The sequence below is a fragment of the Marinobacter persicus genome, from assembly GCF_900114155.1.
GTDB classification, from domain to species: Bacteria; Pseudomonadota; Gammaproteobacteria; order Pseudomonadales; family Oleiphilaceae; genus Marinobacter; species Marinobacter persicus.
The window spans coordinates 36,022-49,927 of record NZ_FOSC01000001.1; the positions used below are offsets into that span (position 1 = coordinate 36,022).

Annotated in this window: 13 protein-coding genes; 7 read left to right on the plus strand and 6 right to left on the minus strand. The window is 51.8% G+C overall.

Features of this window, described 5'->3' with window-relative positions:
• Positions 1–124 precede the first annotated feature (124 nt).
• The 4 genes from BMZ63_RS15245 to BMZ63_RS00175 all read left to right on the plus strand — a co-directional run bounded on the left by BMZ63_RS15245 (position 125) and on the right by BMZ63_RS00175 (position 3,047).
• Positions 125–598 (plus strand): AlpA family phage regulatory protein, encoded by a 474-nt coding sequence (locus BMZ63_RS15245; protein WP_308429646.1) that lies wholly within the window; start codon positions 125–127, stop codon positions 596–598.
• A 452-nt stretch (positions 599–1,050) separates the two neighbouring features.
• Complete coding sequence (locus BMZ63_RS00165) at positions 1,051–2,190, plus strand: YagK/YfjJ domain-containing protein (protein ID WP_091700179.1); 1,140 nt, start codon at positions 1,051–1,053, stop codon at positions 2,188–2,190.
• Positions 2,191–2,292: 102 nt separating this feature from the next.
• On the plus strand, positions 2,293–2,505 hold the full coding sequence (locus tag BMZ63_RS00170; RefSeq protein WP_004581731.1) for a helix-turn-helix transcriptional regulator: 213 nt from the start codon (positions 2,293–2,295) through the stop codon (positions 2,503–2,505).
• A gap of 128 nt (positions 2,506–2,633) precedes the next feature.
• Positions 2,634–3,047 (plus strand): hypothetical protein, encoded by a 414-nt coding sequence (locus tag BMZ63_RS00175; RefSeq protein WP_091700181.1) that lies wholly within the window; start codon positions 2,634–2,636, stop codon positions 3,045–3,047.
• An 85-nt stretch (positions 3,048–3,132) separates the two neighbouring features.
• Here the strand turns inward: BMZ63_RS00175 and BMZ63_RS00180 are convergent, their stop codons facing one another.
• The gene (locus BMZ63_RS00180; RefSeq protein WP_244888360.1) at positions 3,133–3,990 is read right to left on the minus strand and encodes a hypothetical protein; all 858 of its coding nucleotides are present in this window, start codon (positions 3,988–3,990) and stop codon (positions 3,133–3,135) included.
• Between the two features lie 243 nt (positions 3,991–4,233).
• Here BMZ63_RS00180 and BMZ63_RS00185 point away from each other — a divergent pair, with 243 nt between their 5' ends.
• From BMZ63_RS00185 to BMZ63_RS00195, 3 genes are read left to right on the plus strand one after another with little or no spacing between them, the layout of a single operon-like run.
• Positions 4,234–6,018 (plus strand): ATP-dependent nuclease, encoded by a 1,785-nt coding sequence (locus BMZ63_RS00185; RefSeq protein ID WP_091700185.1) that lies wholly within the window; start codon positions 4,234–4,236, stop codon positions 6,016–6,018.
• Positions 6,018–7,841, plus strand: coding sequence for a site-specific DNA-methyltransferase (locus BMZ63_RS00190; protein ID WP_091700187.1), 1,824 nt, complete (start codon positions 6,018–6,020; stop codon positions 7,839–7,841). Before BMZ63_RS00185 ends, BMZ63_RS00190 begins: the two co-directional genes overlap by 1 nt.
• A 2-nt stretch (positions 7,842–7,843) precedes the next feature.
• Positions 7,844–10,495, plus strand: coding sequence for a DEAD/DEAH box helicase (locus tag BMZ63_RS00195; RefSeq protein WP_091700189.1), 2,652 nt, complete (start codon positions 7,844–7,846; stop codon positions 10,493–10,495).
• Between the two features lie 59 nt (positions 10,496–10,554).
• Here BMZ63_RS00195 and BMZ63_RS00200 read toward each other — a convergent pair whose 3' ends face one another.
• The 5 genes from BMZ63_RS00200 to BMZ63_RS00220 all read right to left on the minus strand — a co-directional run bounded on the left by BMZ63_RS00200 (position 10,555) and on the right by BMZ63_RS00220 (position 13,895).
• On the minus strand, positions 10,555–11,358 hold the full coding sequence (locus tag BMZ63_RS00200) for a GIY-YIG nuclease family protein (protein WP_091700191.1): 804 nt from the start codon (positions 11,356–11,358) through the stop codon (positions 10,555–10,557).
• Positions 11,359–11,737: 379 nt separating this feature from the next.
• Positions 11,738–12,199, minus strand: a complete 462-nt coding sequence (locus BMZ63_RS00205; protein ID WP_143072184.1) for a hypothetical protein — start codon at positions 12,197–12,199, stop codon at positions 11,738–11,740.
• Positions 12,189–12,551 carry a hypothetical protein gene (locus tag BMZ63_RS00210; protein WP_091700195.1) on the minus strand — a complete coding sequence of 121 codons (363 nt, stop codon included), beginning with the start codon at positions 12,549–12,551 and terminating at the stop codon, positions 12,189–12,191. The genes BMZ63_RS00205 and BMZ63_RS00210 overlap by 11 nt, the downstream gene beginning before the upstream one ends.
• Positions 12,552–12,675: 124 nt before the next feature.
• Entirely contained in the window at positions 12,676–13,347 is a 672-nt protein-coding gene (locus tag BMZ63_RS15005; RefSeq protein ID WP_091700197.1) for a GIY-YIG nuclease family protein, read from the minus strand.
• Between the two features lie 92 nt (positions 13,348–13,439).
• Positions 13,440–13,895 (minus strand): DUF6998 domain-containing protein, encoded by a 456-nt coding sequence (locus tag BMZ63_RS00220; protein WP_218141205.1) that lies wholly within the window; start codon positions 13,893–13,895, stop codon positions 13,440–13,442.
• Positions 13,896–13,906: the final 11 nt, after the last annotated feature.

Sequence of the window (13,906 nt, forward strand, 5' to 3'; positions counted from 1 at the left end):
GTACGGGGACGGATATTGCTCCTAATACGCTAAACCCCAACTGACCCGGACACCATTTCGGCAAAACTGATCATTTCTTACACCGCCTCCCAATCTTCTGAACCAACAGGTCAGGAGATCAAACATGCAGATTTTACGGCTTAGAGACGTCATTCACACAACAGGCCTCGGCCGCTCATCAATATATAAGTTTTCAGGCCGGGGCCTGTTTCCCCGCCCCATAACTCTTGGTGGCATGTCAGTTGGCTGGAGAGCAGATCGAATAGACCGATGGATTGTTGAACGCATTCGCGAGCGTGATTCCGTCGCCGGAAACGCAGAACACACTACGCCATGGGCCGTCACTATTGGAAAAGAAGGCGAAGGCCAAACGGGCCTTCGGGTCCTCCGCATCAAGCAAGTTATGGAGCTAACAGGCCTCGCCCGGGCAACGGTGTACAAATATATTCACGAAAGAAATTTTCCGCTTCCGGTATCGCTGGTAGGTGCCTCGGTGGGCTGGGTGCGAGCCGAAATCGAGTATTGGCTGGCTTCCTGTGCCGAGGACAGCAGCGACGAGCTCCTCAATGAATCTGAAGCGTTTTCCGAAGCTGCCTGACCCAACCTCAATATACCGTTCTCAGTAACGCCTCTGGCTAGACCCGCTACCGACACTAATTCTTTTTGCAACCAATCGATCTATCCTCCAGTTTTGCGCCACATCCAGCATCCAGCATTCCCGCCTGTCCTAGCAAAGTGACCCATCCCCTTTTGGGTTTGTATGTTATTGGCTATCAGCAGTACGCCTTATCAGTGGATACAGTAGCAAAGAGGAGATGGGCTCACACAGTGAAAGCCCATTGCGGTACTGGGAGTGATTACAGAGATATTGAGAGAATCAACACCTTAAAGCAATGCAGTGGATACAGGTGGCAATGAACCGCATTCAGCAATTCAAACGAGCATCAAAAGGGGCTTAACCGAATTACGTTCAGGAGGACAGATAACTTTTTACATACCGGGGTAATGGTACGAGCACAACGCTCAGGCCATCTAACCTGGAGACTTACAATGGACCAATACGCTTACTACGATACCCCGAACGATGAAGAGATGCTGGACTGGTTGGGCGGATTACACGGCAGTGAAATCATTACCAATGCAGCAGGCCAGCCAATTGCGATGCCCTCAGATTACCACTGGCGCAACGATCTGGTCTGGGTCGACCAACAGCTGAAAGCTATGGCCAATACGCGGCAGTTCCTTGATCACCAGCGACTCATTCAGCCAGAGGCCTTCGGCGCAGATACGGTGGTGTTGGCCCCAGATCCGCTGTTAGAGAGACTGACCACACTTTTCACTGTATTAGTGACCATGTTTCATGAAACAGATATTGGTCAGTACTATCGACCCAGTCCCTACGCTACGCGCTTCCTGTGGGCCTTTGGTCAGTGCGCGTACCTTCATGAGGCTGGATTTCGCCAACCACCAGCAATGAGCCGTCACGAAGCAGAGCAGGTCCTCACTGATCTCAATCAACGACTGGAAGCCTGGCACCAGAGCATGAACCAGCTGGACTTTACTTACGAATGTAATCGCAACCGACGTAACAGCCGCAACAATTACAAACGCCTGTGTGAGCTCATGGAAGCCCTCTTCGAGTGCCACAGTCGCCTGATGGTTGTTCGAGTAGATCTGGGCTACAGCGAGTTCGATAGTCCCTACATTGGCTACGAGACGGCCCGTTATCACCGAAAGCAACTTTGCCACGCATTTAATACCGACCCACTGTTCAACCATTTGTTGGGCTACGCCTGGAAACTGGAATGGCAGCCCAAAAAGGGTTTCCATTACCACTTCATCTTTTTCTTCGATGGCCACCAATGCCAGGAGGACATTACAAAGGCTCGCCTTATTAGTGAAATGTGGGCCAAGGCCATTACCGGCGGCCAAGGTCATCCTTGGAATTGCAACCTCGATGCCGAGCAAACCTACCACTACAACGCCATGGGATGCATCGACTACCATGACACCGCAAAACAACAAGGGCTTTTCAAGCTGGCCAAATACCTGACCAAGATCGACGAATACGCCGCTATGTTGGTTAACGGCAGGACCTTCCAGACAAGCCGCAAACCGAGCAGTCAGGACGGACCACGTCGTGGGCGGCCTCGTTTATATCAGGGCAGGCCTTTTAATTCTGGGCGCTGAGTCGACGTCGATAACTCCTAGCTTGATGTGGACACTGAGCCGCCCGGCATGACCGCTTGAACTCTCCGACAAATACTCTGAGCAATTGGAGGAGAAAGATCTATGAGAGTGCTCAGACTGGCGGAAGTGCAAGATAAAACCGGACTGGCCAGGTCCACACTGTACAAATATGTTGATGCGGGCACGTTTCCACGGCCTATCTACCTTGGCGGCAGAGCCGTCGGCTGGATTGATTCCGAGGTGCACGCATGGTTGCTGGAAAAGCAAGTCGAACGTGATATGACCCATGGAGCAACGAGAGGCTGGAGCCTCTAGGTATTTCGGTGGGCCCCATGGACGTCAGTGGCAGCCAGTGGACGCCGGAAAGGGCCCACCCTACGAACAGACCTGCAATTTTGTGGCATCATGTTGGTTCAACTTAATGAATAGAAAGGGTCGAACTCGTGAACCACAAGAGCCGAGCGGAATCTGCAACAGCTTCCCTTAAAATAATAGTCGAGAGAGTGGAAGCCATTGTCAGTGAAACGGGACGTGACAGAGACCCCACCGTGAACCTGAACCATTTCCTAGACCAGCTCAGCCTTCCTGAGGTGAAGGCGATTTACGTAATCAGTCAAGCTGGAAGAAATCCTTCCTGGCTAGAGGAAACCAGTTCCATAGGCCCTCTTTATGTGAACCTCACGGAGATTCGTCCGGCAAACGAAGGCAAACAAGGCTTCATTAATTTCATCTCAACCAACACGCACAACCTAAGAAACTATATCGATCGGTACCTTGAAACCTGCAGCAGACTGAGCCTTGACCCATTTGAGGAAATAGGAATCCTGATTCAAAACGAAATGGCGCAGGAGCATTGATCCGATCGATCGTGAGGTAACCAATTGAATCACTGGACTAAAGAATTTTAGGTGGCAGCGCTATCAAAAAGGCTCCATCAAGGCCTTATATTACCACCTGAGACCATGTTGCCCAGCGAAGCGATACCAACACCTCAGACACTGCACCTACCGCGAGCTCTGCTTGTCGATCCGAAACGGGCGGAAATTTCGTTTCAGCGGGCTTGCCCCTTGCGTGCAATCTGGCGACCGTGTGAGCAAGACTGGCGACCACAGTTCTTGTCTCTGTCACAGCATCATACTTTTTTATCAGGTAGCCCAGGTCCTTACCGCTTATCTGGAGCTCTATCGACAAGAACACCGTCAAAGCGTCGCGGCACCGGTCTATAACTGAAGCTGGCGGGGAGGAACGGAAGCCCTGCACAACGTCGTCTAGTGCCAATTCGACACGGCGTTGGTCCTCTGCGCTAAGAGCACCTTTTTTTATGTGGGGAAGAAACCCGAACTGCGGCCTCATCTTTATCGTCAGCAGCTCCTGACCAATCGCGTCCGGCTCGAAATGGACCAGCTCACCAATCGTGAAGTTCGCCTGGCTGCCAAAGGTTAACGTGACCTGACCGGGTAACGCACCGCCCAACACACCCTGAAACCCCTGATACTGGAAAGTAATCAACCTGCCATCTTGGCAAGGAGGATGCCCCCAGTACTGAGGTTGAGAGTCCATTCTGCGCCACACATACCCGCGCCGTATTTGGGAAACGGGATCAAACGAAACCTCCTGGAACACGTACTCAGAGACGATAAATGAATCTACTTCCGGCCCAGAAATAGCGTCAGGCAGCTTTCCCCAAATCCGAACTGGAAAAACCGGCACATGCTGGGCTCGTTCTGGACCACGGTCCCGACTGCCGATGTATATGTCTCCGGTATCTTTATCAATGCCTAGATTCTTCAACTGAACCACCCTTACTCAGTGAACGTCGCAGTGCCCGATCTCAAAGCCTATTTCTCTGCTCGGTATTCGGCCACTTACCTATCGGGTATCATTGCGCAGAATCAAACAAGATAGCACCTGGCAGACGACAAGTCGGGATTTCCTCTAGCGGATCGCAGAGCCTAGCAGCTTCCCGCGTAGACTAGTCCGTGGCAACCCGCGTCGCACTTACCAAGACCGCACTCTCTCACTGCGAATAGACAAGGGACCTGTATGCACCGCCTAAGCCATCTGACAATCAAAAACTTCCGGGCATGCCAAAACGTCGCTCTGCCTCTGGAGGGTTATACCCCGCTAGTGGGCCAAAACAACACGGGGAAGTCTACCATCCTCAAGGCCGTTGAGTGGGTTTTGAAGCCAACGGCACTTTCAAAACAGGACTTCCACGACCCCGACATGCCGGTAGAAATCTCTGCGTGTATCGATGGGGTCAGCGAAGCCGTTCTGGATCAAATACCCGAGGCTAAACACCGCAAAGCAATCGCCCCATATTGCAAAAACGGCCGCTTGTGGATTCGCGTCGTCGCTTCCGGCACCACTGCAAAGTCCATCGAAAAACAGGTTTGGGATGCAGAGCAATGTGCGGACGCTGACAAACCCGACCAGTGGCGTAATTATCCAACTGGCCTGCCACAGGCTGTGTCGGCTCTACTCCCAGAGCCGCTGGTTGTCCAGGCAATGCACGACATCGGCGAAGATCTTGGCAAGGCCAAAGCAGGCACAACTATCAAAAGCCTACTCGATGAAATTATGGGGCCGCTTCTGGAGGCCCACGCAGAGCTCAGTGCAGCATTGGAGACAATACACCACGTTTTAACCGCTGACGGCGATAACCGATCAGACCACCTTCAGAAGTTCGATTCCGACGCAACCGACGCACTGGCACATTTTTTCCCGGGTCTCGCTCTTGATCTGGATCTTCAAGTTGTAGACGTCAAAGAATTTTTCAAAGCTGGCGATCTCCACGTCACAGACAAGGTCACAGGTGACAGGCGGCGCTTCGATCAGATGGGTACTGGCACACAACGGGCCATCCAAATGGCCCTAATTCGATATTTGGCGGATACGCGCAAGAGCAGTAACGATAGCCCATCCCGCCGGCTTCTCCTGATCGACGAGCCGGAACTCTATTTGCACCCACAAGGAGTTCGGCGATTGCGGCAGGCGTTATCGCACCTATCTGGCGCCGGTTTTCAAGTTGTCTTCTCCACTCACTCTCCGATGATGCTAAGTCGAGACAACGCAGCCGATACCGTGATTGTTGGGAAAGCTGCCGAGACCGGCGTAAACGTTCGCAAACCACTACGACAAGCTGTCGAAGAGGCGCTGGAAGGAGGGCCAAGTCAATCGCGGACGCTGTTCGAGCTGGGCAACCTGACTGAAATTTACTTTGCAGATCGAGTAGTCATTTGCGAGGGCAAAACGGACCGCCGATTGCTCCCCCTTGCCTACGAGCGGCTTTATGACCAAGCGCCAGAGCTCGATCACATCGCTTTTGTGTCTCTTGGCTCCTGTGCCGACATCCCCAAGGCGCTGACTGTTCTTTCTGCCATGGGCATTAAGGCCTGTGCCATTGCCGACCTGGACTTTGCCTACACACACGCCCGAAGTAGCGGACTCCTTGAACGAAATGGCGAAGACATTCAGTCTGCAAAGCGAGTTCTGAACGGTTTAAGCCAGGAACAAGGGTTTGCGCTCAGTGGCAACGGACTCCCTCAGAACGACAAGAGCTCCGGCTGGTCGGCTGCCGATGCCTGGGCTTGCTACGCAGCCAACGAAGATGGCCAGGCAATTGCCCTGAGTAGCCATGAAACATTAAAGTACACCGGCGTGTGGGTCTGGCTGGAGGGCTGTATCGAACAAGTCACGAAAGCTGACCAGAAGGGTGAAGATGCCATTGCAGAACAAGAAGATACTCTTCGAGCACTCAGCGCGGCCGAGATTGAACAACAGATGCCCGCCTTCAAGGCGTGTTTTGACTGGATCAGGAGTTATTAATGCCAACGCTTGAATTCAAGGGCAAGCAATTTGTCTACTCCCACCACCTTGGGGTGCCATTTCGCGAGTTGAAGGTGATTTCGGACAAATCCCTGCCCGCTAAGGGCCAAAAGCCCTCGTTGGACGACAACCTGATCATCCACGGCGATAATCTGGAAGCACTCAAGGCCCTGCTCCCCACTCACGCCGGAAAGGTCGACTGCATCTTCATTGACCCGCCTTATAACACCGGTAATGAGGGTTGGTGCTACAACGACAACGTGCGTTCTCCTCTAATGAGGGAGTGGTTGAAGAAGTCCGCCAACCCGGTGGACAAGGAAGACCTGGAACGGCACGACAAATGGTTGTGCATGATGTGGCCTCGATTGCAGCTATTGAAAGAGCTTCTATCTGAGCGTGGAAGTATCTGGATTACGCTGGACGATAACGAAGCGCAGCGTTGCAAGATGATGCTGGACGAAATTTTCGGCGAAGAAAACTTCGTTGCATCCTGCATATGGCACAAAATGGACAGCCCCAAGAACACTGCTCGCTACTTCAGCGAAGACCATGACTATTTGCTGGTTTACACAAAGAACATAGCGTTTTGGGAGCTAAACCATCTCCCCAGAACCGATGAGATGGTTTCTCGCTATCAGAACCCAGATAACGACCCGCGTGGACCCTGGCTCCTCAGCGACCTTGACGCAAGAAACAAGTACTCAAAAGGGCTTTACTCCATCACCACTCCGAAAGGACGAGTGATACAAGGCCCACCGAAAGGCAAGTACTGGCGGATCAGCGAAGAAAAGTTCAAGGAAATGGATCAGGACGGGCGAATCTGGTGGGGCGCTGATGGGAATGCAGATCCAAACATTAAGCGATTTCTGAGTGAGGTGCGGGATGGTGTTGTTCCCCAGACGATCTGGAACTGGAAGGACGTAGGCAGCACCCGGCATGCTAAAACTGAGATCCTCAAGGTATTTTCCGATACCGATGAGCGAGAAATTTTTGTTACTCCGAAGCCCAAGGCCCTCGTAGCACGGGTACTGGCGATTGCGACAGATAAGAACTCTCTCATTCTGGATTCATTTGCGGGCAGCGCAACCACAGCTCACTCCGTCCTGGAAGCCAACAAAAAGGACGACGGAAACCGCCGCTTCATACTTATCGAGTGCGAAGATTATGCAGATACTCTCACTGCTGAACGCGTGCGCAGGGTAATCAATGGCTACCCTTACACCGGTACTCAGCGTGACGAACTGCACCGAGAAAACATTACCTGGAGCACATTCGAGAAGAAGCACTCCAAGGTGCTGGACCATGTTGCGTCTATAGAGAATCTGCAGGGCCACGAATACGACAAGATCAGTAAACAGATAAAAGATGGCGTGCTCACTGTCACCGGTGAGCGCAAGGTGAAAGGAACCGCGCCAGGGCTCGGGGGAAGCTTCACCTATTGCACACTCGGCGAACCTATAGACATTGAAAGCCTGCTTACCGGCAAGGGACTGCCCACCTTCGAGGCACTGGCCCGCTATGTTTTCTACACTGCCACAGGCCAATCACTGGCCAAAGTCGGCGAACCGGCACCCGATGGCTTTATTGGTGAGACAGACCTATTCCGAGTACACCTATTCTACCAGCCAAACCGGGAATGGTTGCGTTCCAATGAAGCTGCACTGAATGCCGAGAGGGTGACGGCGATAGAACAGAACAGCAAAGGTGGCAAACGCGCAATTGTTTTCGCCGTTGCTAAGTTCATGAGCCAGAAAGAACTGACTGCCCGCCGCATCGAGTTCTGCCAACTCCCCTATGCAGTCCACAGAATCCTGGGGGATTGAGCATGGAACTGAAGGAGTACCAACAAGGTGTATTGAGCAAGCTGGACCGTTACTTGTCAGTGCTTCAAGAGCAGCGCGAGCAGGCTGAAGAATTTGTTGAGTTCCAGCAAAGCAAAGGCAAAACGGCGACCCTTGGCGATTACTGCCGCGAAACATGGGATCAACTCAATGCAGAGCGGCTACTGCCTTATCTTTATCATGGCGACCAACCGGTAGTAGCGCCCCACCTGTCTCGCCATGATGGCCAGGGCCTTTCGATACCCAACATATGCTTCAAGGTGCCGACTGGCGGCGGCAAAACGCTGCTGGCCACCGCCGCCTTGGAACGTGTGCAAACGGACTACTTCAAGCGCCAGCTTGGACTGGTTTTATGGGTTGTGCCCTCTGAAGCCATCTATCGACAAACCTGGAAGCAACTAGCAAACCGCGAACACCCCTACCGACAAATGCTGGAACGCGCATCTGGTGGACGGGTAAAGCTGTTAGAAAAAGGCGATGCCTTCACTCGCCGTGATGTGGAAGGCCAGCTGTGTGTAATGCTACTAATGCTTCCCTCTGCCGCACGGAAATCCAAAGAAACGCTGCGCCTGTTCCGCGACAGCGGGCGCTTTACTTCCTTTTTTCCAATCGAGGATGACAGCGAGGCAAACCGTGCCCTTTTGGATAAAGTGCCAAACCTGGACCAGAATGACCTGGCTGACCTTGGTTTTGCTGAAGGGGTCGTGCCGGACTCCGTTTCAATCAAGCAAAGCTTGGGTAATGTGTTGCGACTGGTGCGCCCAGTTGTCGTAATCGATGAGGGCCACAAGGCCTATTCCGACACGGCTCGCGATACTATCGCCGGTTTTAATCCCCGCTTCATTCTGGAGCTATCCGCTACACCGAATACCAACAACAAGCACCAGTCCAATGTCCTGGTGAACGTGCCTGGGGCGGATCTCAAAGATGAAGAGATGATCAAGCTGCCCATCAACGTGATCAACGAGGGCAAAGGTGGTTGGAAGCACACTCTGACTTTGGCCCATTTGAAACAACAGGATTTAGAGCGAGCAGCGCTCGCCTTCCAGAATGAGACAGGGCGCTATATTCGGCCTATCGTTCTGGTGCGAGTGGAACGCACCGGAAAAGAGCAACGTGATTCCGGGATGGTTCACGCAGAGGATGCCCGGGAGTACCTGCGGGATCAGTTGGGAGTAAAGGAAGAACACATACGCCTCAAAACCTCTAGCGATGATGAGTTGGCTGACGAGGACCTCCTTTCGCCGACCTCTTCCGTGCGATTCATCATCACCAAGGACGCACTGCGTGAAGGTTGGGACTGTCCATTCGCCTACGCGCTGGCGGTGCTGTCACGCACGACCGCAACCACCGCACTGACACAAATGATCGGCCGGGTGCTGCGCCAGCCTCATGCCAAAGCTACAGGGGTCCCCGCACTGGACGAGTGTTACGTATTCACGTTCGATCAGGATGTAACGGCGGCAATTAACAGTGTGCGCAAGGGCCTGGAAGATGAGGGGATGTCAGACCTGGCCTCTAGCGTAACATCGGTAGACCCTGGTACCGGAAAACCACGGAATATGCGCCGCGAGACCATTCAGCGGCGAAATGAGTTTGCCGGTTTGCCGCCGATCTTTCTGCCCCGGGTACTACATCGAGACATTAATTCGCCTGATGGCTACCGGCCTTTGGATTACGAAAGGGATGTTCTCGGTGCTTTGGATTGGGAGGCTTTGCAGTTTCTTGGCGCCGACAAAGCCACTATGGATACTGACAAGCTTGAACGCACTGTGGCCAGGGTGACACTTGATCGAAACGCAAAAAAAGACGGACAAACCTCATTCGCGCTTGAACAAGAAGCCGTTTACTCCGTACCAGAGGAAGGATTGGACATACCCTACTTGGTGCGTCAGCTCCTGGATGTCGTACCAAACCCATGGCAAGGCATGCGCCTGCTTGAGGAAACACTCACTGCCCTGAGAAATCGGGACGTGACCGAGGCTCAGATCTACGCAAACCGGCTTGACTTGATTCAGGCAATGAAGGTCGACTTGCGAGAACAAGTCAACGCAATGGCTGAAAACCTATTCCGAGATAAACTCGATAGCGGGGAGATCAGCCTGCGCCTGGTATCGTCGAATGACCCAGCCCTTAACTGGAAAATTGCCGAGACTCTGGAAATCAACGTCTCTGACGTGGACCCGCTGCTGTATCGCAAGAATGGCGACCCACTTGAAAAGAGCCTGTTCGAGAAGGTCTATCAAAGTGAGCTTAACGATCTGGAGAAAAGCACCGCCTGGTACCTGGACGAGAGCAAATGCATTTATTGGTGGCACCGCATTGCCGTCAACCAGCGTTCATACGGGTTACAGGGGTGGCAGCGCCATCGGGTTTACCCCGATCTCCTCGCCTGCGTGCACGGTGTTGAAAATGGCAAATTCCGTTTCTCAGTACTCGAAACCAAGGGTGACCACCTGAAGGGTAATGACGATACCGAGTATAAGCAGAAACTCTTTGACCTATTTACCCGATATGCGGATGTGACAGCATCCATCGGGCAGCTTGCACTTGAGGGGCAAGACGAGCCCTTGAGTTTCAGAATGGTGATGGAGAAAGACTGGAAAGAGACCCTGGTTGATGAGGGCATCCGCTGAAAAGCGGTTGCCGGGCTGGCACCATATCGGGTGGTGCCAACCCCATCCCTCACTCAGGTTTATTGCAGGAGCTCGGCGAAATCGATATCAAACTCCTGCTCTAAATACTTTACCGTTTGTGGCTGGCCATCCAGCGAAGCCCGGACCAACTGAGAAGTAAACAACCCGCTCTTAGACTTCCACTTCGCCTCACTTCGGGGGACAGCCTTCACCCAATCGACGAGGGCAACATACTCAGAGTTTTCCAAATCATTCGAATTCTCAGCGATATTTGGGCAAACCAGTTCTTTCTGAAGAAGCGGAATGTTTCCAACCAAGACATCGCGAACCGGTTTCGCACACTGGGTAACTTGCCCTACCCCAACGAATCCCTGACCTTTTAAATAGGCCGCCACGAAGTCCCCGACTTGAAGCCCCTGAATAGCATCGCGAAAGCGCGGCGCCTGACCTGCCGAAATAAATCCGTACTGGACATAATCATCCCAGTTGCGATGCAAGCCTTCCCCAACGTTGTAATAGTAAAGCCCATTCTGAAAATCGAACCCGGAAAGATTCTTGTGCAACGAATCGTGAGGCCGGAAATTGTCAGCGTAGTGGCCGGAGGAAACATTTGTCAGCTGCTTACCCAATTTCCAAAGCAGCGTCTTCTCAACCAACAGCGCATCGTGCTCGGACAGATTACGAGCAATCACCCGAATGATTGGCTCTAACCCTTCTTTCCTGATCGCCTTAATCCGTCTGGTCTTCTCGCTATCCGATTCATCATTCACATGGGCGTACTTCCGGGAGCCCTTTCCTTTTCCATAATAAAACTCCTCGAAATTCCGAGGGTCGATGTAAACGTATACGTAATAATTGCTCATGGGCTCTCAGGAGTCGCTGCCAAGGGATGCATTCTCATACGCTATTTCGCCGGGCAAGTACTGGTACATACGACGTAGGATTCCCGGCATGCTCTCAGCGTTTCTGTTTTAAAGCCAACTTGATTCCCCTGTGAAACGCAAGAAGAGTAGCTTTTTGAGCATTCCCTTACGCAGCTCGACTCCAACCCACTTACATCTACATCTTTGATGCTATAAGCGCATCCATAAAGGCTGAGCAACACTCCAACGAGAGTAGCGACTTTCAACTCTGAACTCAGGATCATACATAGCTGCCTTTCTTGTATTTCTGCGCCCCAGTTTCGGGTCACGCCAAAAAACTTCCGGTTACGTAGCGGTAGCGTTCAATTTGATTAAGGCTCTAGGCATCCACCGCATCTGTTCTGATTTTGGTCCTTGTATAGTTGATCGGCGGATACTCGCAATGATTCTGAAAATACCACCAAAGGAATTGCCCCTCAGCTTCGATCAAGGTTTTTCCGAACCTACGGTAATCACAAACAGCAACTTCTATCGGACCATACTGCCGTAGTATTGCGTTGAATTTCAGTGAATTGGCTTTTGAAGTTGCATGCAGGTTCGCATGAGGAAAATATCTTGATCTGAAATCATTCTTCGTTTGGCCAATGTAGAGGATACGGCTTTCGCCATATAGCCTAGGGACCGGCATCGAAGACAAAAAGAAGTAGATTATGCCTTTTGCCTTCGAAGCCTCAGCTGACCCATAAACCTTCTCAAATGAATCCTTTGACAGCTTGTCAATTTGGCCTGGAAGTCGCTCAAACCCATCAACAAGAGGGTATAGATCGTTTTTAGTGATCAAAATCATCCCCTATTGTGGAATGGCCTGAAAGATGCGTTGTTCCGTCTGGTAGCCACTCAATATTCATTGCTCCATCACCAAAACGAACTACTCCCTCTTTTCTCGGTGTTTCAGCACACTGCCCGCGATACGCAACGAAATTGTCGAGAAGATCGATCAAATGCACCTTGAAACCGGATTCCGTGATCTGGTCGGATATATCCTTTTCAAGCGTCCAGGACGTGCCGCTTAAACGATCTTCATTGTCTTCGGCCCTGAAAACCACCTCACCCTTTACATCTACAATACCCGGGTGCTGCTGAGCGAGCATAGCGAGGCGAGCGGATTCAAAATTCGGATCAAAATTCGGCATCTCTTTTCCTTTTAATCATTCTTGGTCAGGTTAGAACACAGACACGACATTGCATATCGCATTAACGAGCCAGCTCAGCCGCTGCTCTCGCAAGACCAATTGGCGAGTGGTATTTTGCTCGATCCTACTTTTCGGCGTTGCAGTCCAAGCTGCCCGCCTTTGCGTCCTGAATTTCGATATGGATCTTCACGATCTTCTGGATGAACGGGAGGCAATGTTCTGTAAAAAACTCCCTGGCCCTGTTGATACGAAATGGGTCAAGTATCTTGTGAAGCGCCTGCTCAAGCTCGGCATAATTTTGGACATCGAACGTTTCAATCACGCGGAATTTTGTTGGAACTCCGGTCGTGTAGAGCTGCCGAATGCGCGCAGAGACATCACCTGTAGTGATACCAATCTTGACAATTTCCACACCCAATTTTGTGAATAGCCCGGTACCAAGAACGTAGACTGTGCCAAATCCTTGCTCCAAGAGCAGCAAGTTCTCCGACTCTATTAGATCCTCCGCTTCGACCTCTGTCTCCCCCGGAATCGAAGACGAGGGGTCCATTGTCAAGGTCATTGGCCGAGTTGATTTGTCGGCGAATATATCTGATGCCTGTCGTGTGGCGATATAAATTTCAGCCAAAAGAGCATGGTCTAGATTGTTGTAGTGGCCTTTGTCGACATTTCTGCGATGGGCCGCTGTTCCATACCAATCCGGACAGTCCGCTTTGATCTGATCGCGTATCTGTTGAGGAGTTGCCCCTTCAGGTCTGTCACGCAAGATCATTCGAATGAGGTCAATAAACTTCATCGCCAACAAACTCCTCCAATTCAGGCTAGATAAGGCTGAAAACTGCCATTGATGCTGCTGTGATCAGGGGGCATGAAAATTGGCACCGGTTATCAAGGCTTGTTCAAAGGCCAGACTTTGGTCCCAATGCTTTTGAATTTCGTCACCGCCAAAGCGCCACGTTCATTCCTTGCTTTCGAACCCGGCGCCAGGATTGCAGCTTCGATTAAGTGGCGGTCAGCCTCCCACATTTCGATTACTTCAAACCTGTCGTCCAGCAAAACCAGCAAGACGATGTCCCATTCATGGTCAAGGCGAATCGATCCCAGCCTTTGACCAGGGCCAGGTTTCTCTGGCAAACAACGGCCCTTTATCTGAACCTTTCGTCCCGCACGATCAGTGGCATCGTAACCAGCTTGTCTCGCCTCGGCTAACTTTAAATCGAGTAGCTTAGCGGCGCTGAACTCTGCAATTTCGCCTGTAATCCCTAACGGTTTGCCAGTCAGCTTTTTAAAACGAATAGCCACGTCTTTTGCAGCCGAAAGAATCTCCTGCAACTCGTTATTCACGGAATTCCTTT

Excerpts from the sequence above, each read along its gene's own strand:
- BMZ63_RS15245 (WP_308429646.1), top strand. The coding sequence starts at position 125 with ATGCAGATTTTACGGCTTAGAGACGTCATTCACACAACAGGCCTCGGC.
- BMZ63_RS00165 (WP_091700179.1), top strand. The coding sequence starts at position 1,051 with ATGGACCAATACGCTTACTACGATACCCCGAACGATGAAGAGATGCTG.
- BMZ63_RS00170 (WP_004581731.1), top strand. The coding sequence starts at position 2,293 with ATGAGAGTGCTCAGACTGGCGGAAGTGCAAGATAAAACCGGACTGGCC.
- BMZ63_RS00185 (WP_091700185.1), top strand. The coding sequence starts at position 4,234 with ATGCACCGCCTAAGCCATCTGACAATCAAAAACTTCCGGGCATGCCAA.
- BMZ63_RS00190 (WP_091700187.1), top strand. The coding sequence starts at position 6,018 with ATGCCAACGCTTGAATTCAAGGGCAAGCAATTTGTCTACTCCCACCAC.
- BMZ63_RS00195 (WP_091700189.1), top strand. The coding sequence starts at position 7,844 with ATGGAACTGAAGGAGTACCAACAAGGTGTATTGAGCAAGCTGGACCGT.
- BMZ63_RS00200 (WP_091700191.1), bottom strand. The coding sequence starts at position 11,358 with ATGAGCAATTATTACGTATACGTTTACATCGACCCTCGGAATTTCGAG.
- BMZ63_RS00210 (WP_091700195.1), bottom strand. The coding sequence starts at position 12,551 with ATGCCGAATTTTGATCCGAATTTTGAATCCGCTCGCCTCGCTATGCTC.
- BMZ63_RS15005 (WP_091700197.1), bottom strand. The coding sequence starts at position 13,347 with ATGAAGTTTATTGACCTCATTCGAATGATCTTGCGTGACAGACCTGAA.